The organism is Streptomyces coelicoflavus (assembly GCF_003112555.1).
Taxonomy (GTDB): Bacteria; Actinomycetota; Actinomycetes; order Streptomycetales; family Streptomycetaceae; genus Streptomyces; species Streptomyces coelicoflavus.
On the sequence record NZ_BEWB01000012.1, the window covers coordinates 13,061 to 36,315 of the forward strand.

Below are 23,255 nucleotides of genomic sequence, written 5' to 3' on the forward strand. Positions count from 1 at the left end.
GGTGAAGTCCTGTCTCTTGTACGTCAGTTGTGCCGCGAGGCGACGGAGTCGGCGAACAGCTCCTTGCGCTGCTCCTTGGGAAGGTGGCACGCGGACCCGCGGCCCTCGAGCACCGTGAGCACCGGCTGCTCCGAGGAGCACAGCCCGCCCTCGACCTTCTCGACGAAGGCGCACCGCGGGTGGAACCGGCAGCCCGTGGGCGGGTTGAGCAGCGAGGGGGGCGAGCCCGGAATCGGCTCCAGCGGCACGTCGACCGGCCCGTCCAGGCTCGGCATCGAGCTCATCAGGCCCAGCGTGTAGGGGTGCTGCGGGTCGCGCAGCACCTCCTCCTTCGTCCCCCGCTCCACGCACCGGCCGCCGTACATCACCAGGACGTCGTCCGCGATGTCGGCGATGACGCCGAGGTCGTGGGTGATGAAGACGATGGCCGTGCCGAACTCCTGCTGGAGGTCCTTGAGCAGGTCCATGATCTGCGCCTGGACCGTCACGTCCAGGGCCGTGGTCGGCTCGTCCGCGATGAGCAGCTCGGGGTCGCAGACCAGGGCCATGGCGATCATCGCGCGCTGGCGCATACCGCCGGAGAACTGGTGCGGGTAGTCGTCCACCCGCATCTCCGGCTGCGGGATGCCCACCCGGCGCAGCATCTCGATCGCCCGCGCCCGGGCCTCCTTCTTGGAGGCGCCGGTGTGCTTGCGGTACGTCTCGCCGATCTGCTTGCCGATGGTGTGGTACGGCGACAGCGAGGCCAGCGCGTCCTGGAAGATCATGGCCATCTTGTTGCCGCGCAGCCGCTCCAGCTCCCGCTCGGTGGCGGTGAGCAGGTCCTTGTCGTCGAGGACGATCTCGCCCTCGATCGAGGTGTGGTCCCGGTCGTGCAGGCCCAGGATCGTCAGGTTGGTGACCGACTTGCCCGAGCCCGACTCGCCGACGATGCCGAGCGTCTTGCCCTTGGCGAGATCGAAGGAGAGCCCGTCGACGGCCTTGACGATGCCGTCCTCGGTGGAGAAGTGGACCTTCAAGTCCCTGACGGAGAGGAAGGGCTGCTGTTCGGTGCTCGTCACGGGGACGCTCCAGGAGGTGATGCGGGGGGTAGCCGGGTGGGGCGGTGGGAGAGGCGACTGTGGCGGGCGCAGGTCAGGCGAGCCGGATCCGCGGGTCGATCAGGGCGTAGACCGCGTCGACGACGATGTTGAAGATCACGATCGCGCCGGCCGCCAGCACGGTGACGCCGAGCAGCATGGGCAGGTCGCTCTTGAACACGGACTCGATCGCGAGCCGGCCGATGCCCTGGAGGCTGAAGGTCGTCTCGGTGATGATGGCGCCGCCGATCAGGACACCGAGGTCGACACCGAAGATGGTGACGATCGGGCCCATCGCACCGCGCCAGGCGAAGCGGAAGAAGACGTTGCGCTTCGACAGGCCCTTGGCCCGCGCGGTGCGCACGTAGTCCTCGCTCAGCTGCTCCACCATCTGGGAACGCGTCATACGGGTGTAGTTGGCGGTGAAGATGATCGACAGCACCAGCCAGGGCAGCAGCAGGCCGGACACCCAGGCGGCCGGGTCGTCGGTCAGCGGCGTGTACGACGGCTGGCTGAGGATGCCGAGCTCACCGACCAGGAAGAACATGGCGATGTAGCCGACGAAGTAGATCTGGAGCGAGGAGCCGAGCAGCGACACGGAGCTGGCGAACTTGTCCAGGAACTTGCCCTGCTTCGAGGCCGCGAGCATGCCGGCGCCGATACCGATGATCAGGAAGAAGATGGCCGCACCGAAGGCGAGCGACAGGGTCAGCGGCAGCCGGTCCATGATCGTGCCGTAGACGGGCTGATTGTTGGCGAACGAGTAGCCGAGGCACGGCGCCTCGCAGTTGCCGTAACCGGCGTAGTCGCGGCCCGCGAAGATGCCGGAGAGCCAGTGCCAGTACTGCATGACGATCGACTCGTCGATGCCCAGGTTCTTCCGGATCTGCTCAAGGTTTTCCGGCGTGCAGTTCTTGCCGCAGGACATCATGGCAGGGTCGCGCGGCACGGCGTAGAAGAGCCAGAAGGTGATGGCGCTGATGATCAGCAAAATGACCAACGCGCCGAAGACTCGGCGGACTAGGAAGCGGAACATGGGGCGTGACTTTCCGGACGGGGCGCCGTCGCCGGGGTGAGAGGGGGGTGGGCCTCAGGGGGGCGGCCATAAGGGTGGTGGCCGCCCCCCTGTGCGTCTGCGCGCTTACTTCTTGACGTAGAGCTTGCAGAGGGCGATGCAGGTGTTGCCGTAGTCGAACACGACGTTGCCGATCTTCGATCCGTACATCCAGTTGCGGATCGAGTGGTAGTCGGGCACGACGGCCGCGAGCTCCATGATCTGGCGGTCGATGGCGCCCCAGGCCTTGTTGGCCTCTTCCGCGTCGGCGATCTTGGACGCGGCGTTGATCGCCTTGTTCACGCTGGGGTCGTCCAGCTGGGCGTAGTTGCTGCGGCCGTTGCCGATGTTCTCACCGCTCCAGCACGGGTAGAACACCGAGTAGCCGTTCGGCCAGTCCGGGCTCCAGCCGGCCGCGAACAGGTCGTAGCCGTTGTCGATCTTGCCGATCTGGGTGTAGAAGGTCGACTTGTCGAGCTGCTTGTTGACGACCTTGAAGCCCGCGGCCTCCAGGGCGTTCTTGATCGCGACGGCCTGCTTCAGCGCGTTGTCCGAGGTCTGGTACGCGATGACCAGCTTCTGGCCGACCTTGCCGGCCTCCTTCAGCAGCGCCTTGGCCTTCTCCGGGTCGCCACCGGGCTTCTTGTCGACGCCGTACAGGTCGAACTCCTCGTGGCCGGGGGTCACCGGGCTGAGGATGGTGGTGGCGAGCTCGCTGGTGGACTTGCCGCCGCGGATCGTCTGGAGCTGCTGGTGCGGCCAGGCCCAGTTGATGGCCTGGCGGACCTTGACGTCCTTGATGCGGGTGGTGTTGATCGGCCAGTAGTAGGTGACCGTGTCGACCGCGGTGAGGACGCGCTTCTTCAGGTTCGGGTCGGTGAGCACCTTGGCGATGCGCTCCGGCGCGACCTCGTTGAAGATCGCCATGGCCTGCTGGTCCTCGCCGGAGTCGGCGATGAAGCGGTCGGTGGCGGCCAGCGGCTGGTAGCCGAACCGGAACCGGTACTCGTCCGGGTAGGCGTTGCGGATCGCGTCCGTCTTCGGGTCCCAGTGCTCGTTGCGCACGTAGGTCAGGGACTTGCCGACGCTGCGCTCGCTGATCTTGTAGGGACCGCAGGAGAACGGACGGCTGTCGTACTTCTGCTTGGTGTCCTTCGCCTTGGGCACGAGGGAGTAGCCGCGCATGGCCAGCGTGAAGTTGAAGTCGGCGCGGGGCTCGTTGAGGCGGAAGGTGATGGTCTTGCCGTCGACCTCGACGGAGTCGAGCTGCTTGCCGTCGTACGGGCCCTTGTACTTGTCACCGCCGACGAGGAACTGCTGCACGTAGCGCGGGCCCTCGGTGACGAAGTCCGCGAAGAGGCGCTCGAAGGTGTGGCGGACGTCGTCCATGGAGACGTCGGAGCCGTCCTCCCACTTCACGCCGTCCTTGATGGTGAACGACCAGGTCTTGCCGCCGTCCTTCATCGTGCCGGCGTCGGTGGCGACGTCGCCGACCAGGGTGCAGCCGCCCTTGTCGTCCAGCTTGTAGCCGGTCAGACCGCGCATGATCGGGACGGTGATGGCGCCCTCGGTCGAGACGTAGATCTGCGCCGGGTCCATGTGGTCCATGTCGAACTGGTCGAGCGAGTGGACGATCCCGCCCTTCACCGCGCCCTTGACCTCGGGCGCGGGACCGGTCGAGTCGGCCTTCGTGCCGACCAGGATCTCGACGGTCTTGGAGCCGGAGACCTTCGGAGCGTCGCTCCTGCCGCCGCCGCCCTTGTTGTCACTGCCGCCACAGGCGGTCAGGACCGAGGAGGAGGCCGCGACGACACCGGTCGCTATGAGGAAGTTTCTGCGGGAGAAAGCCATGGAGAACCTACCAAGGGTGGTCAAACGGGACGGAGGTGGCCGGCCTGATTCCTGTGTACGGACCGGGGGAGGAACGGATCAGCGCTTGGTCTTCGGGTCGAGCGCGTCGCGCACCGAGTCGCCGAGCAGGTTGAAGGCGAGGACGAAGATCACCATGGAGAGGCCCGGGAAGAGCATGAAGGTGAGGTCCTCGGTGTAGAACTGGGCGCCTCGCTGGATCATGACGCCCCAGTCCGGCGTCGGGTCGATCATGCCGACGCCGAGGAATGCCAGCCCCGCCTCGGCGGTGACGAACATCGGCAGCATCAGCGTGGTCTGGATGATGATCGGAGTCCAGAGGTTCGGCAGCAGCTCCTTGAAGACGATGCGCCAAGGAGACGCGCCCGTGACCTTCGCCGCCTCGACGAACTCCCGCTCGCGCAGGCCGAGTACCTGACCGCGCAGCAGACGGGCGAGGGAGGCCCAGCCGAAGCCGGACAGCACGATGATGAGGGAGATGGCCCGCAGGGACGTCGGGATGTTCTCGTCCGGCGCGACGAACAGGCCGTAGATGACCGGCATGAACGCGATGAAGAACAGCGTGGAGGGGAACGACAGCAGGATGTCGATGATCCGGCCGACGAGGTAGTCCGTCTTGCCGCCGAGGTAGCCCGCCGTGGTGCCGATGACGACGCCGAGGACGGCCGTGACGATCGTGGCGGCCACCGCGAGGCCCAGCGAGGTCCGGATGCCGTACAGCAGGAAGGTGAACACGTCCCGGCCGAGCTGCGGCTCGATGCCGAACCAGAACTCCGAACTCATACCGCCGTTCGGGCCGGCCGGGTACGAGAAGGCGTCGAGCAGCTCGGGTCGCTGGCTGGCGTACGTGGTGTACGGGTCCTTGCCGTACAGCTTGGCGATGAGGGGCGCCGCGAGCGCGATCACGAAGAAGAAGATCACGATGCACGCCGATATGACGCCCGTGCGGTCGCGCTTGAAACGCTTCCAGGCCAGTCGGCCCGGCGAACGGCTCTCGCTGCCCTTGGGGGTGGCGGGCGTGGGTGACTTGTCGACGGTTTCGTCGGTCACCTCGAGCGGGGCGGCCGCTGATGGAGTTGGGGGGGTCATGGTGCTCCTGGCCCAAGGGAGGGTCTGATGACTCCGCAGGGCGTCCCCCTACGGGCTACGCCGGACTTTTTCAACGCAATTCGTTCAAGGTCAATAAAATCTGGCTCGAGTTGACCTTGTCTTTACCTTCTTTGCCTCCTCTTGGTCATTCCGTAGTTACGCGTGTAGCGCGTCGTGATCGATCCGTGCCTTACATCGGGCCAACTGGACCAATCGGGCAAGGTGTTCGTTATATGGGCGCCGAGTCGTCGGAATGCGTACACCTGAGGGTCGCAAAGTAACGGGTTTGCATCGCTTTCCGGTGATCCATTGCGTGGCCGGCCGGACGAATCGCGGCCCTGTCCTGCGGCGTCCGTGCGTGATCCATGCAGAACCCGAACGTCCGGTCCGCACAGTGAGGGGTGCCGCTGACACCAGACCGACGAAGACCTTCAGGGGACCGCGTGAACGTACAGATCCTGGGTTGCATCGAGCTTCGCGCCACAGACGGTGGAAACATTCCGGTCAGCCCGACCGTCGGCCGCCTTCTGGCCACGCTGGCCTGGTCCGCGAACTCCTTCATCACCGACGAGGACACGATCGGCCGGGTCTGGGAGAACAGGGTCCCGGCCCACCCCCGCGACGCCCTCTACACAGTGGCAACCCGGCTGCGCAAGGCGCTGCATGCGGTCGCCGCGCCGGACACCGCGTGCGACGTGGTCCGGCGGCCGGGCGGATACACCCTGGTCGCGGCCGAGGAGACGGTCGACGTCCTCCGCTTCCGCGCCCTCGTCCGGCAGGCCAGGAACGCACAGTGCCGGGGAGAGGAGGAGGCCGCCCTGGAGCGCTACGAGAGGGCGCTGGCCCTGTGCCACGGCCGTCCCCTGTCCGATGTCCGGACGGCATGGGCGGAGGCCGCGCGCGTGACGTTCGGTCAGGAGCTGCGGGCCGCGAGGATCAACAGCGCGGAACTCGCGCTCGGCCTCGGGCGCTGCGACGACTACGTGCCGTTGCTCCACGAGCTGGCCGAGGCCCATCCCCTGGACGAACGGATCACCAGTCTGCTGATGCTGGCGCTGTACCGCAGCGGACGCCAGGACGAGGCGCTGCGCTGCTTCCGCTCGATCCGCTCACGGTTCGTCGCGGAACTCGGCGTCGAGCCCGGGGGCAGGCTGCGCATGCTGCACGAACGGATCCTGCGCAGGGACGAGATCGTGCACGGCGGCCGTCCGGTGTGGGCGGCCATGGCGTCATAGCCGCCCACCCGTGCCGGGCCCGTCGTCCGTGAGGTCGTCGAAGTGATCGGCGAGGTAGCGCGCGAGACGTTCCGCCGCGTCGTCCGGCAGGGGAGGCCGCGCGCTCCGTGCCGCGGGAATCCGTGCCGCCGGGCTCCGGTCCGGCGCGGCGTCGGCCCCGCGGTGTCCGGTGGCCGTCCGGAGCCCGGTGGCCGTCCGGTGTCCGGTGGCCGTCCGGTGTCCGGTGGCGGTCCGGTGTCCGGTGGCCGTCCGGCAGGAGGACGGGACGCCGATCGCGTCGAACAAGGTCTCCGCCTCGTCGCGGTACCCGGCGGGGGACCGGACGTCACCGGCGGCCTCGCGGGCGTCGGCGAGGGCGGTCAGCGCACGAGCCAGCACCAGGCGCTGACCCGAGTGCCGGGCCTGCTCCACCGCCTCCCGCGCCGCCTCTGCCGCGGCGGCGGTCGCCCCGGTCTCCCGGAGGGCCACGGCGTACAGGTTGCGGATGCGGGGCAGCGTGAGGGGGCTGCCGTTCACCGCGAGCCCGCCGGCCGTCTCCAGAACCGCCGCCGCTTCCCGGTACCGTCCCTCCGCGCAGTGCAGGGCCCCGCGCACCATCAGGATCTCGATCAGGCCGGTCCGGTGCCCGGTCTCCTCGGCGATGGTCCGGGCATCGTCGAGGTGGGCCGCCGCCTCCCGCGTCCGGCCCGTGCGCAGCTCGACGGAGGCGAGACCCACCAGGGAGTCGACCTGGCAGTTGCGGTTGCCCACGCGCCGGGCCAGCCCGAGCGCGTCCTCGTAGGCGAGCAGGGCACGGGCGTCCTGGCCCGCGTCGTCGCGCACCCGGCCGAGGGTCTCCAGCATCACCGCCTCCGCGTAGAGCGATTCGGAGGCCCGGGAGACCTCGAGGCCCTTCCGCAGAGTGGCGGCGGCATCCCGGAACCTCGCCTGCTTCTGCCGCACCAGCGCGTGGTTCACCAGGGTCATCGAGTGGAGGTGCCCCTGCGTGCCGGCGTCGAGCGCGAGCGCTCCGGTCACCGCCTCCTCGGCCTCGGCGAGCCGCCCCAGCGCGAGCTGCAGGGAGGCCGTGTTGGTCAGCATGATCTTCTCGGCCTCCGTCATGCCGAGGGTGCGGTAGAGGGTGAGGGCGCGGTCGTAGAAGGGCAGTGCCTCACGCGGTTCGCCCAGCAGTTTCAGCGTCACCCCCGTGCCCTGCGCGCTCCGTGCCTCCCCCGACAGCCACCCGGCGTCGCGGGCCGCGAGTTGTGCGCTCTCGTAGGCGCCGAGGGCACCCCTGAAGTCGCCGCTCCGCCACAGGGCGTGGCCGGACGACAGGTGGACGACCGCCTGGCCCCTGCGGTCGCCGCCGCGTTCGGCCGCCTTCCCGGCGAGCGCGGCCAGCCGCAGCCAGTCGGACAGCGGGCGGCGGTGGTGGAACAGGTCCTGCAACGCGTCGACGAGCTGCCAGGCGAAGCGGGAGGGCCCGTGCTCGGCCGCGTACGCGATCGCCGCCGCGATGTCCTCCCACTCCCCGTCGAACCAAGCGAAGGCCTCCTCCGGGGTGCGGAAGGTCCGCGGGGCGGAGCCGCCGACGGGTTCCGGACGGGGCTGCGGGCAGTAGAGGCGGCACGTCACGGCGACGCGGGAGACACTCTGCAGGTAGTGGTCGAGGAGGCGGTCGACCGCCCGCGCCCGCTCCGCTCCGGCGTCCTCGGTGACCACGCGTTCCGCCGCGTACTCGTGCACGAGGTCGTGCCAGGCGGTACGGCCGTCCTCGGTGTCGCGCAGCAGGTGCACCCGCTGGGCGAGCCTCAGCAGGTCGGCCGTGCGGGACTCGTCGAGTCCCGCGCCCGCCGCGGTCGCGGCCACCGAGCGACCGGTGCCCGGAATCAGCCCCAGGGAGCGGAAGACCCACTTCGCCTCGTCGGGCAGCGTCGCGTAGGACAGGTCCAGCGCGGCCCGCACGGCGACGCTCTCCTCCCCCTCCACGTGCAACCGGGCAAGACGGCCGCGTTCCGCGAGACTGGTGACGTAGGCCCGGACGCTCCCGGCGCCGGTGCCGATCCAGGAACCGGCGACGCACAGGGCCAGGGGCAGGTGGTCGCAGAGTTCCACCAGGTGGGCCGCGGCCCCGGGGTCGGCCGCCACGGCGTCGGCACCGATCGCGGCGCCGAACAACTCCAGGGCCTCGTCGCGGGACAGCACGTCGCAGGTCACCCGGTGGGCCCCGTCCAGGACGAGCCCGTTCAGTTTCCGCCGGCTGGTCACCAGGGTGAGCGACCCGCTGGTGGAGGGCAGGAGCCGGCGTACGGTCGAGGCGTCGGCCACGTCGTCGAGGAGGACGAGGACCCGACGGCCCGCCAGGAGCGTGCGGTAGAGCGCGGTCTGCGCGTCCAGCCCCAGCGGGATGTCGTGCGGCGCGCAGCCCAGCCCCTGCAACAGCAGGGGCAGCGCCTCCTCCAGGGTCATGGGACCGGCGTTGTCGAAGCCCCGCATGTCCAGGAAGAGCTGCCCGTCGGGATAGCCGTCGGCTATCCGGTGGGCCCAGTGCAGGGCCAGAGCGGTCTTCCCGGCGCCGGCGGGCCCCACGATCACGGCCGGAGCGCCGTCCTCCCGCCGGCAGGCGTCGAGCAGCCGCAGCTCCGTGTTCCGGCCGACGAAGCGGTGGGGGGCCCGGGGCAGCTGGCGGGGCACCCAGCGGTGCCAGGAGGGCTCGGCGGGAGCGGACCCGGCCGTGCGGGGGGCGGCGTCTCCGACGAGCAGCCTCCGGTGGAGTTCCGTGAGTTCGTCCGAGGGGTCGACGCCCAGTTCCCGCACCATGCGGTTGCGCAGGCCGGTGTAGACGGCCAGGGCGTCCGGGGACCGACCGTCCCGGGCCAGGGCGCGCATCAGCAGCGCGTGCGGGCGTTCGCGCAGCGGGTGCTCGGACGTGAGCCGGACCAGGTCGGCGACGGCGGAGCGCGGCCGGCCCAGCTCCAGTTCCGCCTCCGCCCTGCCCTCCTCGGCGGCGATGCGCAGTTCGGTCAGGCGCCGGCGTTCCGCTTCCATGGCCGGCAGATCGGGGAGCGGGTCGCCGCGCCACAGCGCGAGGGCGTCGTCGTGGTAGCGGTACGCCTCCGCCCACTCCTTGTGCGCCAGCGCCCGCAGCCCGTCCCTGATCAGCGCTTCGAAGAGGAACGCGTCGACCTCCGCGGGAGCGGCGCGCAGGACGTACCCGGGCTTCTGGGTGGCCAGCAGAGCCGCTCCGTCCGGGCCGAGGGCGTGCCGGACCTCGGAGACCAGGGCGCGGATCCGTGCGGCCGACGTTCTGGGCAGCCGCTCGTCCCACAGGCCCTGGGCCAGCCGGTCCACGGAGACGACGCGGCCGGCGTGCAGCAGCAGGACCGCGCAGAGGGCGCGTTGACGCCCCGTGAGGACGACACCCGCTCCGTCGACCTGGATGTCAAGAGGGCCGAGCAGACGGAACCGGGGCGAACGACTAGGCATCGGGGAACGGTAAACCAGCACCGTCCCGTTGGGCCACGAGACGCCGTCGGGCCGGGAGACCCTGCCAGGTCGCCGCGCCCCGTCAAGTCACCGTGCCCCGCCGGGTCACGAAGCCCCGCCGGGCCGGGAGGCTCCCTCGGGCGACGCGGCCCCCGAACGACGGCCCCGCCGCTCGCGGACGGACCGCACCGTACGCCGTACCCGCTCACCGTGGCGCTTCCACCACAGCCGCATCCACAGACCGTGCAGCCCGACCAGGACGAGGGCGGTGACCAGCGCGTCGAGCAGGCTCCACCAGTCGGAGCCGTCCGTCAGGTGGACGAGGGCCCGGTGCAGCAGGCGCCAGGTGACCTGGGTGAGCACCTGGAGACCGATGGCCACGCAGGCCACGCTCCCCACGACCACGGCGACGGCGTACCCCTTGACGAAGCGCCGTTCACGGGCGGGCAGCGACCGCAGGGGATGCGGGGCCCGGCGCCCGAAGGGCAGGGCGGCCACGTGGCGCAGGTAGCGGGTCGTGTCGGTGAACAGGTTCCGGCAGCCCGTCAGGTCCTGGACGACGAAGTACAGGTCCGTGCGCATGAACACCAGGCACTGGTTCGCCAGCGCGAGGAACAGGGTCGCCACGACGACGGGAAGCAGGACGAAGTCCGCTCCCCAGGCGCGGGCCAGCAGGCAGCCGCCCCAGATCACCGCGTCGAGGACGATGCCCGACAGGTAGACCGTGAGCCGCGCCCGCCGGCCCTTGAGCCAGATGCCCGACACCTCCGTCTGCGCCACCAGGAACTGGAGGCGGGTACCGAGCCTGATCCGCCCGCGCACCCCCGTGGCGCGGGCGGTCAGCAGATGTGCGGCCTCGTGCAGGGCGATGAGGCACCAGCCGATCACGCACTGCACCAGCACCGTGAAGGTGCCGTACTCCGTCCAGAGGAAGCTGTCCCAGGAGGGGAAGGTGCCCGGACGCGTCACCGCGACCGCGAGACCCGCGACCGGGACCAGGAGCAGGACGGCGTGCAGCACCGGGTTCATGAGCCAGCGCACGTGGTGCGCGCGCACCCGGGGGAGCGAGACCGGGGTCTGCGCGACGGGGAACCGCCGCTCGCCGATGGACGCCACCAGTCCGGCGGACGCGAGCCGCTCCACGAAGGCCCGGACGTCGACGTCCCGGCCGGTGCTCGCACGCAGGCTGCTCCTGGTCTCCTCCACCGTCCGGCCGGCGGACAGCAGCCGAATCGCGTCCATGCCGATCCCGGGCAGGGCGATGATCTCGTCGGTGCCCTGCCGCCCCACGATCCACTCGTCCCGGTCCGGGCGGAACTCCAGCTCCTGGAAGGAGACCTCCGGGTCTTCCGCACGCGTCAACGGCTGCACAGCGGACACTCCGGCCGGGCGGGGTGCCGCACATGGACGAGATGGTCCGGGGCGATCAGATTGATGCCGCGCACGAAGCCGGGAGCCGTCCGGGCGGTACCGGTGACCAGCGACACGACCTCGTTGGCGATGAGCTGACCCGAGATCCCGGCGGCCGGCGCCATCGCTCCGGTACCCCCCAGATCCGGGTGCCAGCCGGGCTTCAGTTTGGCCTCCTCGCCCGCGCCGACACACTCGAAGCAGGGGCCGTCGGGCCCGTACACACCGACCGTCACCAGGGGACCGTTGTAGCCCGCGGTCACCCAGGGGACCCCCAGCTCGGCACAGACCCGGTTGGTCATCTTGTTGATGACGTCGTTGCGCGGCTCGTCGGCGCACAGCACGAAGACGTCGGAGCCGGCGACGAGTTCGCGCAGCGCGTCCTCGGTGTCCACCCGCCGCACGTCGTAGGTGAACTTCCCCGAAGAGTTGACCGCGCCGATCCGTTCCGCGGCCACCTCCGCCTTGGCCCGGCCGATGTCGGCCTCGGTGTACAGCGCCTGCCTGGTCAGGTTGGACACTTCCACGCGGTCCGGATCCACCAGGTGGAGCGTGCCGACCCCGACCGCGGCGAGCGCCCAGGCGGCGTGGCTGCCGGTGCCTCCGGTCCCCAGAACCGTCACACGGGAGAGCATGACGCGACGCTGGGTCTCCCAGGGGTCGCTCTCCGGGCGGAGGTCGACGCGCCGGAAGTAGTCGTGGTTGCGGCTGTACCGCTCGATCTCGGTGTCCGTGAACCCCTCGGGCCGGCCGGCCGCCGCGTCCTCCACGTAGCCGGTGCCGATCAGTTCCCGCACCAGCCGCCGCGCGCCGTCGGTGCCGAGCCGCGGGTGCCGTTCGGCCAACGCCGTCTCGATGTCCTGAACAGGGGTCGCGCCGTCCATCATGGTCAGGGCGTCCCACGCCCACCCGTCGCGGTCGGTGATCTCCGCCGCGATGCCGTAGACCTCGCCGCCGAGGCGGACCGTTCCGTCGTCGAACCGGTGCGGGACGTGCTCCCGTTTCACTCGTGGACGTCTCACCACTTGCCTCCCGGAGTACCTCTCGGACGAAACGATCCGCCGGCGATCCGACGATCCGGCGACTACCTGCTGATGGCCTTGCTGTCGATCGTCTCGATCTTGTCGAGCAGGCGGATCTCGATGAGCTCGGTCTGCCCCTCCAGGTCCGTCGTGACGGCGGGCGACTTCTCGTCGTTCGGCGTGACGTGCTTGACGTCCTGCATGGTCACGTTCCTCTCTTCACGGGACATCAGGCGTATGCCTGACCTCGGTGACCAGATTCCTCCGGCGGGCTTTCCGTCGTCTTTCAGTGACCTTTCCGGGTGGTGGCGCACCCCGGATGGCGGGACTGGATGTGCGAAAGGTCAACTACCACTCGATATTGGCTGAAATGGGGCAACAGGAGAACCAGGGCACGAGGAGGCACTCCATGCGCGGAGCCACGCACGCCAAATGGGCCGCTTGCGCGGCGGCGGTAGTCCTCGCGGCGACGGCCTGTGGCGGCGGGGGCGGGGACGGCGGCAGTGGTGGGGACGGCGGCGGAGTGCTCAGCTCCTCCTGGGGCGACCCGCAGAACCCGCTGGAGCCGGCCAACACCAACGAGGTGCAGGGCGGCAAGGTCCTCGACATGATCTTCCGGGGACTGAAGAAGTACGACCCCGACACCGGCGAGGCCAAGAACATGCTCGCCGAGAAGATCGAGACCTCCGACTCGCAGAACTTCACCGTCACCGTCAAGGACGGCTGGACCTTCAGCAACGGCGAGAAGGTCACCGCCCAGTCCTTCGTGGACGCCTGGAACTACGGCGCGAGCCTGAAGAACAACCAGCGCAACGCCTACTTCTTCGCGTACATCGACGGCTACGACAAGGTGCACCCCGAGAGCGGCTCGCAGAGCGCCGACACGCTCTCCGGGCTGAAGGTGACCGGCCCGCGCACCTTCACCATCAAGCTCAACCAGAAGTTCTCCAGCTTCCCCGACACCCTCGGCTACGCCGCCTTCGCGCCGCTGCCCAAGGCGTTCTTCGACGACCACGACGCCTGGCTGAAGAAGCCGATCGGCAACGGCCCGTACCAGGTCGACAACTACACGCGCGGCTCGCAGATGTCCCTGCGCAAGTGGGACGACTACCCCGGCCCGGACAAGGCGCAGAACGGCGGCGTGGACCTCAAGGTCTACACCGACAACAACACCGCCTACACGGACCTGATCGCCGGCAACCTCGACCTGGTCGACGACGTCCCGGCGTCCCAGCTCAAGAACGTCAAGAACGACCTCGGCGACCGGTACATCAACACCCCCGCCGGCATCATCCAGACCCTCGCCTTCCCGTTCTACGACAACGACTGGAGCAAGTCCGGCTCCGAGAAGGTCCGCAAGGGCCTGTCCATGGCGATCAACCGCAAGCAGATCACCGACACGATCTTCCAGCAGACCCGCACCCCGGCCACCGACTGGACCTCACCGGTCCTCGGCAAGGACGGCGGCTACAAGCCGGGCCTGTGCGGCGACGCGTGCGAGTACAACCCCGAGGAAGCCAAGAAGCTGGTCAAGGAGGGCGGCGGGCTGCCCGGCGGCCAGGTCAAGATCACGTACAACGCCGACACCGGCTCCCACAAGCAGTGGGTCGACGCGGTCTGCAACTCCATCAACAACGCCCTGGACAACGACCGCGCCTGCGCCGGCAACCCGGTCGGCACCTTCGCCGACTTCCGCAACCAGATCACCGACCAGAAGATGAGCGGCCCCTTCCGCGCCGGCTGGCAGATGGACTACCCGCTCATCCAGAACTTCCTCCAGCCGCTCTACTACACCAACGCCTCCTCCAACGACGGCAAGTGGTCCAACCAGAAGTTCGACGACCTCGTCGACAAGGCCAACGCCGAGACCGACACCGCCAAGGCCGTCGGCCTCTTCCAGCAGGCCGAGGAAGTCCTCAGGGACGACATGGGCGCCATCCCGCTCTGGTACCAGAACGGCAGCGCCGGCTACTCGGACCGGCTCTCCGACGTCAAGCTCAACCCCTTCAGCGTCCCGGTCTACAACGAGATCAAGGTCGGCTGAGGGGGCGCCATGGGACGCTACGTCGTCCGGCGGCTGCTCCAGATGATCCCGGTCTTCATCGGGGCCACGCTGCTGATCTTCCTGATGGTCAACGTGATGGGCGACCCCATCGCGGGCCTGTGCGGCGACCGGGAGTGCGATCCGGCGACGGCCGCGCAGCTGCGGCACGAGTTCGGCCTCGACCAGCCCGTGTGGCAGCAGTACGCCACCTACATGGGCAACGTCTTCACCGGCGACTTCGGCACCGCCTTCAACGGCCAGCCGGTCACCGAGCTGATGGGCACGGCGTTCCCGGTCACCATCCGGCTCACCATCGTCGCGATCCTCTTCGAGATCGTCGTGGGCATCATCCTGGGCGTCGTCACCGGCCTGCGCCGCGGCCGCCCCGTCGACACCGGGGTGCTGCTGCTGACCCTCGTCGTCATCTCCGTGCCCACCTTCGTCACCGGCCTGCTGCTCCAGCTGCTGCTCGGCGTCAAGTGGGGCTGGATCGACCCGGCCGTCTCCTCCGAGGCGGCCTTCGGCGAGCTGATCGTCCCCGGACTGGTGCTCGCCTCGGTCTCGCTGGCCTACGTCACCCGGCTGACCCGCACCTCCATCGCGGAGAACCGGCGCTCCGACTACGTCCGCACCGCCATCGCCAAGGGCCTGCCCCGGCACCGGGTCATCACCCGGCACCTGCTGCGCAACTCCCTCATCCCGGTCGTCACCTTCATCGGCACCGACATCGGCGCCCTGATGGGCGGCGCCATCGTCACCGAGCGGATCTTCAACATCCACGGCGTCGGCTACCAGCTCTACCAGGGCATCCTGCGACAGAACACCCAGACAGTGGTCGGCTTCGTCACCGTCCTGGTCCTCGTCTTCCTCGTCGCCAACCTCGTCGTCGACCTCCTGTACGCCGTACTCGACCCGAGGATCCGCTATGCCTGACCAGGAGCCCTACGAGCCCGAGCGCGCCATCGCCGGCACCGGCATGGGCGGCACGATGGACCTCGGCACCAGCGAGGCGGTCACGCTGGAGCAGCCGCCCGGACCGGACGGGGCGGACCCGCGCGAGAAGCCGCGCAGCCTGTGGTCCGACGCCTGGCACGACCTGCGCCGCAACCCCGTCTTCATCATCTCGGCCCTGGTGATCCTCTTCCTGATCGTCATCTCCATCTGGCCGTCCCTGATCGCCTCCGGCAGCCCTCTCAAGTGCGACCTGGCCAAGGCCCAGGAGGGCTCCCAGCCCGGCCACCCCTTCGGCTTCAACGGCCAGGGCTGCGACGTCTACACCCGTACCGTCTACGGCGCCCGCACCTCGGTGGCGGTCGGCATCCTCGCCACCCTCGGGGTCGCCGTCCTCGGCAGCGTCCTCGGCGGCCTCGCCGGGTTCTTCGGCGGCGCCGGGGACGCGGTCCTGTCCCGCATCACCGACATCTTCTTCGCGATCCCGGTCGTCCTGGGCGGTCTCGTCCTGCTCTCCGTCATCACCAGCAACACCATCTGGCCGGTCATCGGCTTCATCGTGCTGCTCGGCTGGCCGCAGATCTCCCGCATCGCCCGCGGCTCCGTCATCACCGCCAAGCAGAACGACTACGTCCAGGCGGCCCGTGCCCTGGGCGCCTCCAACTCCCGTCTCCTGCTGCGCCACATCGCGCCCAACGCGATCGCGCCCGTCATCGTCGTGGCGACCATCGCGCTCGGCACCTACATCTCCCTGGAGGCGACCCTGTCCTTCCTCGGCGTCGGTCTCAAGCCGCCCAGCGTCTCCTGGGGCATCGACATCTCCTCCGCCGCCCCCTACGTGCGCAACGCCCCGCACGCCCTGCTCTGGCCCTCCGGAGCCCTCGCCATCACCGTCCTCGCGTTCATCATGCTCGGCGACGCGGTGCGCGACGCCCTCGACCCGAAGCTGAGGTGAGCGACCGCATGCTGCTCGAAGTACGCGACCTGCACGTGGAGTTCCGCACCCGGGACGGCGTCGCCAGGGCCGTCAACGGCGTCAGCTACGGCGTGGACGCGGGCGAGACCCTCGCGGTGCTCGGCGAGTCCGGCTCCGGCAAGTCCGTCACCGCCCAGACGATCATGGGCATCCTCGACATCCCGCCGGGCCGGGTCACCGCGGGGGAGATCCTCTTCGAGGGCCGGGACCTGCTGAAGCTGAAGGAGGAGGAACGCCGGAAGGTCCGCGGCGCCGAGATGGCGATGATCTTCCAGGACGCGCTGTCCTCGCTGAACCCCGTCCTGACCGTCGGCGCCCAGCTCGCCGAGATGTTCACCGTGCACCGCGGCATGTCCCGCAAGGACGCCCACGCCAAAGCCGTAGAGCTGATGGACCGGGTCCGCATCCCGGCCGCCAGGGAGCGCGTACGCCAGTACCCGCACCAGTTCTCCGGCGGCATGCGCCAGCGCATCATGATCGCCATGGCGATGGCCCTGGAACCCAAGCTGATCATCGCCGACGAACCGACCACCGCCCTCGACGTCACCGTCCAGGCCCAGGTCATGGACCTGCTCGCGGAGCTCCAGCGCGAGCTGCACATGGGGCTCATCCTCATCACCCACGACCTCGGCGTGGTCGCCGACGTCGCCGACAAGATCGCGGTCATGTACGCGGGCCGGATCGTCGAAACCGCCCCGGTCCACGACATCTACAAGGCCCCGGCCCACCCGTACACCCGCGGCCTCCTGGAATCCATCCCCCGCCTCGACCAGAAGGGCCAGGAGCTCTACGCCATCAAGGGCCTGCCGCCCAACCTCACCCGCATCCCGCCCGGCTGCGCCTTCCACCCCCGCTGCCCGATGGCTCAGGACGTCTGCCGCACCGACGTACCGCCCCTGTACGACGTGACCGAGTCCGACGCCGAGCGGGGCAGCGCCTGCCACTTCTGGAGGGAGTGCCTGCATGGCTGAGACCACCGAGCCGATCCTCGAAGTCCGCGGCCTGGTCAAGCACTACCCGCTGACCTCCGGCATCCTCTTCAAGAAGCAGGTCGGCGCGGTCAAGGCCGTCGACGGCGTGGACTTCGAGCTGGCCCGCGGCGAGACCCTCGGCATCGTCGGCGAGTCCGGCTGCGGCAAGTCCACGGTCGCCAAGATGCTGGTCAACCTGGAACGGCCGACGGCCGGCGAGATCCGCTACAAGGGCGAGGACATCACCCGCCTGTCGGGCAAGGCCCTGAAGACCGTACGCCGCAACATCCAGATGGTCTTCCAGGACCCCTACACCTCGCTCAACCCCCGCATGACGGTCGGCGACATCATCGGCGAGGCGTACGACATCCACCCCGAGGTGGCCCCCAAGGGCGACCGCCGGAAGCGGGTCCAGGACCTGCTGGACGTGGTCGGCCTGAACCCGGAGTACATCAACCGCTACCCCCACCAGTTCTCCGGCGGCCAGCGCCAGCGCATCGGCATCGCGCGGGGCCTGGCGCTGCGCCCGGAGATCATCGTCGCGGACGAGCCGGTCTCCGCCCTCGACGTCTCGGTCCAGGCCCAGGTGATCAACCTGATGGGCCGCCTCCAGGACGAGTTCGACCTCTCCTACATCTTCATCGCCCACGACCTCTCGATCGTCCGGCACATCTCGGACCGGGTCGGCGTGATGTACCTGGGCCGCATCGTGGAGACGGGCCGCGATGCGGAGATCTACGACCACCCGACCCACCCCTACACCCAGGCCCTGCTGTCCGCCGTACCGGTGCCCGACCCGGAGGCCCGGGAGCACCGCGAGCGCATCATCCTGGCCGGCGACGTCCCGTCCCCGACCAACATCCCCTCCGGCTGCCGCTTCCGCACCCGCTGCTGGAAGGCACAGGAACGGTGCGCGCTCGAGGTACCGCTCCTGGCGGTCCCCGCCGAGTTCCGGGACGTCTCCGGACCCGCGGCCCACGACTCGGCGTGCCACTTCGCGGAGGAGAAGCAGGTGGTGCCGCCGGAGGAACCGGACCAGCCGGGGGCGCCCGGGCCGGCGGGGCCGTCCGGGCCGCACGGAGCCGGCGGATCGCATGGAGCGGACGGACCGCACGGCTCGCACCGGGAGGACAGCGAAGGCGGATGACGCGGCGGGGCGGGCCGCGGACGTTCAGTCTTCGTCGCTCTCGTCCACCACACCGGTTGCGGGATATCCGTCTTCAGCGACGACCACCTTCCCGGTGGCCGTCTCGATCGCCTCGACCAGGGCCCGCTGCCGGGCTTCGAAGAAGCCCGCAAAGTCGTCCTTGGCGAGCAGCTCGGGATCAATCAGGTGGGTACGAATGTGGTTGGCCATGGTGTCCCCGTCCACCTCGGCGTTCTTCGCGAGCCTGGGGAGGTAGACGGAGGGTGCTGTCCCGCCGATGATGCGGTTGGTGCGCCCGGTCAGCGGGGTCTTGTTGACGATTGAGTTGTAAGTGCCCCGCGGGATGTTCTCCCGTTCGCACCACGCCTGCGGGAAGATGTGGTGAATGTCCACGGCCTCCGCGAAGTACTCGGTGGTCTCGGTCTTCTCACCGGTCCGCCAGTCGACGGCGCCCTCCTTCATCAGAAGGGCGTAGATCCCCTTGTAGGCGGCGCTGTTGCGGGTTCGCAAGGTCAGGAGGCGGCTCTCGCTGAACCGGGCGTCGCGGATGGTGCGAGGTTCCGCCCCCACTCCTCGTACCCAGCTCACGGTTTCGGGGAGGTCGTGGCTGAACCTGGTCTCCGTCGAGCCGCCGTACAACTCGCCGAACACACCGCACCAGTACCAACGGGCCAGCTTCTGCTGTGCACCGGCCGGTTCGGCATGTTCGCCCAGCATGCTGAGGATCGCGGCGAGAGGGATCAGCTGGGTGCCGTACGGGAGGAACTTGGTGTCGAAGAGGTACTGCTGACGCAGGAACTTGGCGGCGTCCTTGAAGCCCCGGACGAGCAGCGGAGCGTAACGGCGGTACTCGTCCAGCCCCAGTTCCAACATGTCCTTGCGCTTGCAGCCGATTCGCGGCCGACGCTCTTCGTCGATTCCGACGGTAGCGGCATCGGCGCGCCGGGCAGCCGTTGCCATCAGGGTGACGGCTTGCAGGAAGTCGGTGTTGGCAACCTCTTTGAGGACGCGGTACTCCGGGGCAGTCCACGCGGCCCGGACCACATTGTCCCAGTGGTCGCGCAGGTCGAACTCTTCGGCGGCATATGTGGCGGTGAGCAGCTCGAAGACCGTAAGGGTGACGCCGCCGGTGTTGACCTTCTCGAAGACCTGGCAGACAGCCTGCCTCTCGGTCTGCTTCCCCAGTTCGATCACCGGCACCTGGTAGAGCTCGAAGGGGCGGACGAACGCCTCTTCGAAGTCCCGCCACCACTTGCGGCCGTCCTCGCCCTTCGCCTTCCAGTAGTCCTCGTAGCCGTAACTCCATTCACGGTTGTCGAAGAGCTGGGAGAGCGGGAAGAGCCGGGCCGCGTATTCCTTCTCCGGGGTCGAACAGTCTTCGATGGATTCGCCCCGGAAGCTGCGGACCACCCGGTCCGCCGGCAGAAGGCGGATGGCGTCCTCACGGTCCACCTGAGGGTCGAGGGCCTTGACCATGTCGACGTAGAACCAGCCGGATACCCGCTGCTTGCGCTGGTTCTGTGTCTCGACCGGCTTGCCGAGCATGAGTGACTGGAAGAGCGAGGTCATCCGCTGCTGGCCGTCGAGAATCAGAGTGTCCGGTTCGGTGCCCGGGGGAGGGGTCGCGCCCTCGACCGGGCGACACTTGAAACGCACGTCTCCGCCGGTCTGCAACAGCATGAGGGTGCCGACCGGGTATCCGCGAGAGATCGAGGCGAGCAGGCCGATGATGTTGTGGTCCGGCCACACCCAGCCGCGCTGGAACTCCGGTAGCTGTGCTTCGCCCTCAGCCACCCGCCGCAGCAGTTTGACCAGTTGGATCTTGTCGATCCCGAATGCTTGCTCGGTCACGGTCCGCCCCCTCCTCGATGCTGAGCGCTGCCGAGAGGCTATCGGGTGGCCGAGTGAGCACGGGCCGCGCCCTCCTTGCGCGCATACTGCAGTATGCTTGAGGTATGTCCTCAACGACTCGCATCACCGTCACACTCCCCAGCGATCAGGTGGCGGAGATCCGCAAGCTCACGGACAACGTTTCCGGCTACGTGGCGGAAGCCGTGGCCCGCCAGATCCGGCACCAGCTCATTGGCGACGACCTTCGTCGTTACGAAGAAGAGCACGGAGGCTTCAGCGGCGAGGAACTCGCCGAGGCCCAATCGAAGATTTTCGGCGCCGTCGGTTCCACCAAGGGCGCGGACGCCGCGTGAGCGAGCGCATCGAGACCGTTGTCCTGGACTCGGAAGGGCTTTCCGCCTGGATCGCCCAGGACCGCAAGTTTCTCGCGATGTTGCAGGTCTTCCACGACACGGGAGCCGACCTCGTGATCGGAGCGAACGCCATCGTGGAAGTCAGCCACTCCCGTACCAACATCCCACGCCTGAACTGGGTCCTGTCCCGCCTCAAGGTGGAGCCGGTCACCGAGCAGGCGGCGAAAGCGGCAGCAGAGCTCCTCAAAGGCGCCGGGCTGCACGGACACAAGTACGCCATCGACGCCACGGTCGCCGAGTTGGCGCTCCGCCAGCCGAAACCCGTTGTCCTGCTGACGTCCGACAGCGACGACTTGGCCAAGCTCTGCGGCAACCAGGTCCGCATCGTCTCTCTCTGACCCGCCGGCCCTGCGGGCCGGTCGAAGCGGCAGTCAACGGTCGGCGGCGGCGCCCGGGGGAGGTCCGGAGGATTCCGGACCCGGCCGAGCTTTCACACCCTTGCGGGTGACGGGCCCGGGCACCGCCGTCGCGTCACGCCGGTGCGGGCAGCGACCGCTTGAGGAAGTCCACCTGGAGCAGCAGCAGGTTCTCGGCGACGGACTCCTGCGGGGTCATGTGTGTGACGCCGGACAGCGGCAGCACCTCGTGCGGCCGGCCGGCCGCCAGCAGGGCCGAGGACAGGCGCAGCGAGTGCGCGACCACCACGTTGTCGTCCGCGAGGCCGTGAATGACCATCATGGGCCGGTGCGGCTCGGCGGCGTCGACCAGCCCCTCGTCGTCGATCACCGAGTTGCGGCGGTAGACCTCCGGCTGCTCGCGGGGGTCGCCGACGTACCGCTCCTCGTAGTGGGTGTCGTAGAGCCGCAGGTCGGTGACCGGTGCGCCGACCACGGCGGCGTGGAAGACGTCCGGCCGGCGCAGCGCCGCGAGGGCGGCGAGATAGCCGCCGAAGGACCAGCCCCGGATGGCGACGCGGTTCAGGTCCAGCGGGAAGTCGGCGGCGAGGGCCTGGAGGGCGTCCACCTGGTCCTGGAGCACGACGGCGGCCACGTCGTCCTTGACGGCCTTCTCCCAGGCGGGGGAGCGTCCCGGAGTGCCGCGCCCGTCGGCGACGACCACCGCGAACCCCTGGTCCGCGAACCACTGCGAGGTGAGGTGGGCGTTGTGCGCGGCCACGACGCGCTGGCCGTGCGGCCCACCGTAGGGGTCGAGGAGGACGGGGAGGGGGGTGTCACCGTGGTAGTCCGTTGGCATAAGCACGGCGCACGGGACACGCCGTGCGCCCCCCTGGGTGAGCGTCACGCGCGGGGACAAACCGGGGTCTTCCGCATACGAGGCGACGGTCGCCGCGCGCTTCCCGTCCCGCAGCACCTGGACGCGGGCGCCCGGCCGGTCGAGGCCGGCGGAGACGAGTACGATCACGCCCCCCGCGCGCGCCGCCGAGTGCACGCCGGGCTCCTGCGACAGGCGCTCCACACCGAGTTCGTTCACCCGGTACACGTGCACCTCGCCGATCTCCGTGTCGGTCGCCTCCTCGCCCGCCGAGGCGGAGACCAGCACGTCGTCGGCGCCCACGTCCAGCACCGCCCGCAGGTGCAACTGCGCTCCGGTCAGCGGCCGTTCACCGACCGCCAGGACCCGCGCCCCGCCCTCGTCGGCGATCCGCACGAGCTGTCCCGAGGGGCTCCAGCAGGGCGCACCGGGGAACAGTTCCAGCCAAGTTGGATCTTCGTCGGCGTGCACCATCCGGGTCGTCCCGGACTCCGTGTCCACCGCCAGGTAGAGCTGACTGCGCTGGTCGCGCGCCTGTACGAGGAGCAGCGGTGCACCCGCCGCTGACCAGTGCACTCGCGCCAGATACGGGTACCGCGCCCGGTCCCACAGAACCTCCGTGCGCCCCCCGTCGAGACCGACGGCGAACAGTCGTACGTCCGCGTTGGGAGTGCCCGCCGCCGGGTACGGAACGTGTTGTGGATCACGTCCGGGGTGCGCCGGGTCGGAGATCCACCAGCGTTGGACCGGCGTGTCGTCCACGCGTGCCACCAGCAGCCGGTCCGACTCCGGGCTCCACCAGAAGCCCCGGTCGCGCGACATCTCCTCGGCCGCGACGAACTCGGCGAGTCCGTACGTGACGCCCTCGCCGTCCGGCTCGGCCAGCGCCCTGTCCCCGTCCCCCTCGGCGCCCACGACGCGCAGGGCGCCCCGGGCGACGTAGGCGATGTGCCGGCCGTCGGGGGAGGGGCGCGGGTCGATCACCGGGCCGGGGGCGGGCAGCTCGCGTGCGGTGCCGGCCCGCAGCTCGGCCGCGAAAAGCCGCCCGGACAGGGCGAAGGAGGCCAACTCGACCGCGGAGTCGGTGGCGTAGCCGACGATCCCGGCGCCCCCTTCGCGGCTGCGCTCGCGCCGCGCCCGTTCCTCGGGCGACAGGCGCTCCCCGGCCCCGCCCAGGAGGGCGCGGGGGTCGGCGGCCACGCGCTCCCCGCCCTTCTCGACGTCGAGGATCCAGAGCGAGTTGGCCCGGTCCGTACCGGTGCCGGAGCGCAGGAAGGCGACCCGTGAACCATCGGGTGCCACGGTGAACGAACGCGGCGCGCCGAGCGTGAACCGCTGGGTGCGGGCGTGCCGTTTGGGGAAGGAGTCGGACTCGGTCGTCATGCCTCGACCATATTGGCCATGCGCCCCCTTGTGCGGCCGTGCGCCGAGAGATGCGCGCGCACGGATAGTTATGATCACTAGCGC

18 protein-coding genes are annotated in these 23,255 nt (G+C 69.5%); 8 read left to right on the top strand and 10 right to left on the bottom strand.

The features are described from left to right. Window positions 1–23: 23 nt before the first annotated feature. The 4 genes from Sco07f_RS27580 to Sco07f_RS27595 all read right to left on the bottom strand — a co-directional run bounded on the left by Sco07f_RS27580 (window position 24) and on the right by Sco07f_RS27595 (window position 5,091). The gene (locus Sco07f_RS27580) at window positions 24–1,061 is read right to left on the bottom strand and encodes an ABC transporter ATP-binding protein (RefSeq protein ID WP_007444467.1); all 1,038 of its coding nucleotides are present in this window, start codon (window positions 1,059–1,061) and stop codon (window positions 24–26) included. 73 nt (window positions 1,062–1,134) lie between these two features. Then, a complete protein-coding gene (locus Sco07f_RS27585) occupies window positions 1,135–2,115 on the bottom strand; it encodes an ABC transporter permease (protein WP_007444468.1) in 981 nt (326 codons plus the stop codon). A gap of 105 nt (window positions 2,116–2,220) precedes the next feature. Next, on the bottom strand, window positions 2,221–3,984 hold the full coding sequence (locus Sco07f_RS27590; RefSeq protein ID WP_007444469.1) for an ABC transporter substrate-binding protein: 1,764 nt from the start codon (window positions 3,982–3,984) through the stop codon (window positions 2,221–2,223). Window positions 3,985–4,062: 78 nt separating this feature from the next. Then, a complete protein-coding gene (locus Sco07f_RS27595) occupies window positions 4,063–5,091 on the bottom strand; it encodes an ABC transporter permease (protein ID WP_007444470.1) in 1,029 nt (342 codons plus the stop codon). Between the two features lie 443 nt (window positions 5,092–5,534). On the opposite strand from Sco07f_RS27595, the gene Sco07f_RS27600 reads away from it, so the two are divergent. Further along, a complete protein-coding gene (locus Sco07f_RS27600; protein WP_108989501.1) occupies window positions 5,535–6,326 on the top strand; it encodes an AfsR/SARP family transcriptional regulator in 792 nt (263 codons plus the stop codon). Here the strand turns inward: Sco07f_RS27600 and Sco07f_RS27605 are convergent. The 4 genes from Sco07f_RS27605 to Sco07f_RS39835 form a co-directional block, all read right to left on the bottom strand. Further along, complete coding sequence (locus Sco07f_RS27605) at window positions 6,321–9,791, bottom strand: AfsR/SARP family transcriptional regulator (protein ID WP_108989502.1); 3,471 nt, start codon at window positions 9,789–9,791, stop codon at window positions 6,321–6,323. The two genes, Sco07f_RS27600 and Sco07f_RS27605, sit on opposite strands and share 6 nt — an antisense overlap. 105 nt (window positions 9,792–9,896) lie before the next feature. Next, window positions 9,897–11,162 carry a hypothetical protein gene (locus Sco07f_RS27610; protein ID WP_108989503.1) on the bottom strand — a complete coding sequence of 422 codons (1,266 nt, stop codon included), beginning with the start codon at window positions 11,160–11,162 and terminating at the stop codon, window positions 9,897–9,899. Then, on the bottom strand, window positions 11,150–12,223 hold the full coding sequence (locus tag Sco07f_RS27615; protein ID WP_108989504.1) for a HesA/MoeB/ThiF family protein: 1,074 nt from the start codon (window positions 12,221–12,223) through the stop codon (window positions 11,150–11,152). The genes Sco07f_RS27610 and Sco07f_RS27615 overlap by 13 nt, the downstream gene beginning before the upstream one ends. 62 nt (window positions 12,224–12,285) lie before the next feature. Continuing rightward, a complete protein-coding gene (locus Sco07f_RS39835) occupies window positions 12,286–12,426 on the bottom strand; it encodes a hypothetical protein (protein ID WP_007444475.1) in 141 nt (46 codons plus the stop codon). A 206-nt stretch (window positions 12,427–12,632) separates the two neighbouring features. On the opposite strand from Sco07f_RS39835, the gene Sco07f_RS27620 reads away from it, so the two are divergent. The 5 genes from Sco07f_RS27620 to Sco07f_RS27640 are packed head-to-tail and all read left to right on the top strand — an operon-like array spanning window position 12,633 to window position 18,312. After that, window positions 12,633–14,267: a peptide ABC transporter substrate-binding protein gene (locus Sco07f_RS27620; protein WP_054099117.1), complete on the top strand. Its 1,635-nt coding sequence runs from the start codon at window positions 12,633–12,635 to the stop codon at window positions 14,265–14,267. Between the two features lie 9 nt (window positions 14,268–14,276). Next, window positions 14,277–15,200 (top strand): ABC transporter permease, encoded by a 924-nt coding sequence (locus tag Sco07f_RS27625; RefSeq protein WP_087789635.1) that lies wholly within the window; start codon window positions 14,277–14,279, stop codon window positions 15,198–15,200. Next, entirely contained in the window at window positions 15,193–16,173 is a 981-nt protein-coding gene (locus tag Sco07f_RS27630; protein WP_042825095.1) for an ABC transporter permease, read from the top strand. The genes Sco07f_RS27625 and Sco07f_RS27630 overlap by 8 nt, the downstream gene beginning before the upstream one ends. 8 nt (window positions 16,174–16,181) lie before the next feature. Then, window positions 16,182–17,165: an ABC transporter ATP-binding protein gene (locus Sco07f_RS27635; RefSeq protein ID WP_108989505.1), complete on the top strand. Its 984-nt coding sequence runs from the start codon at window positions 16,182–16,184 to the stop codon at window positions 17,163–17,165. Next, entirely contained in the window at window positions 17,158–18,312 is a 1,155-nt protein-coding gene (locus tag Sco07f_RS27640) for a dipeptide ABC transporter ATP-binding protein (protein WP_108989506.1), read from the top strand. The genes Sco07f_RS27635 and Sco07f_RS27640 overlap by 8 nt, the downstream gene beginning before the upstream one ends. 24 nt (window positions 18,313–18,336) lie before the next feature. Here Sco07f_RS27640 and Sco07f_RS27645 read toward each other — a convergent pair whose 3' ends face one another. Then, window positions 18,337–20,163 (bottom strand): GmrSD restriction endonuclease domain-containing protein, encoded by a 1,827-nt coding sequence (locus tag Sco07f_RS27645; RefSeq protein WP_007444476.1) that lies wholly within the window; start codon window positions 20,161–20,163, stop codon window positions 18,337–18,339. 104 nt (window positions 20,164–20,267) lie between these two features. Here Sco07f_RS27645 and Sco07f_RS27650 point away from each other — a divergent pair, with 104 nt between their 5' ends. Together Sco07f_RS27650 and Sco07f_RS27655 are read left to right on the top strand one after the other, a co-directional pair. After that, on the top strand, window positions 20,268–20,516 hold the full coding sequence (locus Sco07f_RS27650; protein WP_087789632.1) for a type II toxin-antitoxin system CcdA family antitoxin: 249 nt from the start codon (window positions 20,268–20,270) through the stop codon (window positions 20,514–20,516). Then, a complete protein-coding gene (locus Sco07f_RS27655) occupies window positions 20,513–20,914 on the top strand; it encodes a DNA-binding protein (protein ID WP_108989507.1) in 402 nt (133 codons plus the stop codon). Before Sco07f_RS27650 ends, Sco07f_RS27655 begins: the two co-directional genes overlap by 4 nt. Window positions 20,915–21,047: 133 nt before the next feature. Here Sco07f_RS27655 and Sco07f_RS27660 read toward each other — a convergent pair whose 3' ends face one another. Next, window positions 21,048–23,171 carry a S9 family peptidase gene (locus Sco07f_RS27660; protein WP_108989508.1) on the bottom strand — a complete coding sequence of 708 codons (2,124 nt, stop codon included), beginning with the start codon at window positions 23,169–23,171 and terminating at the stop codon, window positions 21,048–21,050. Window positions 23,172–23,255: the final 84 nt, after the last annotated feature.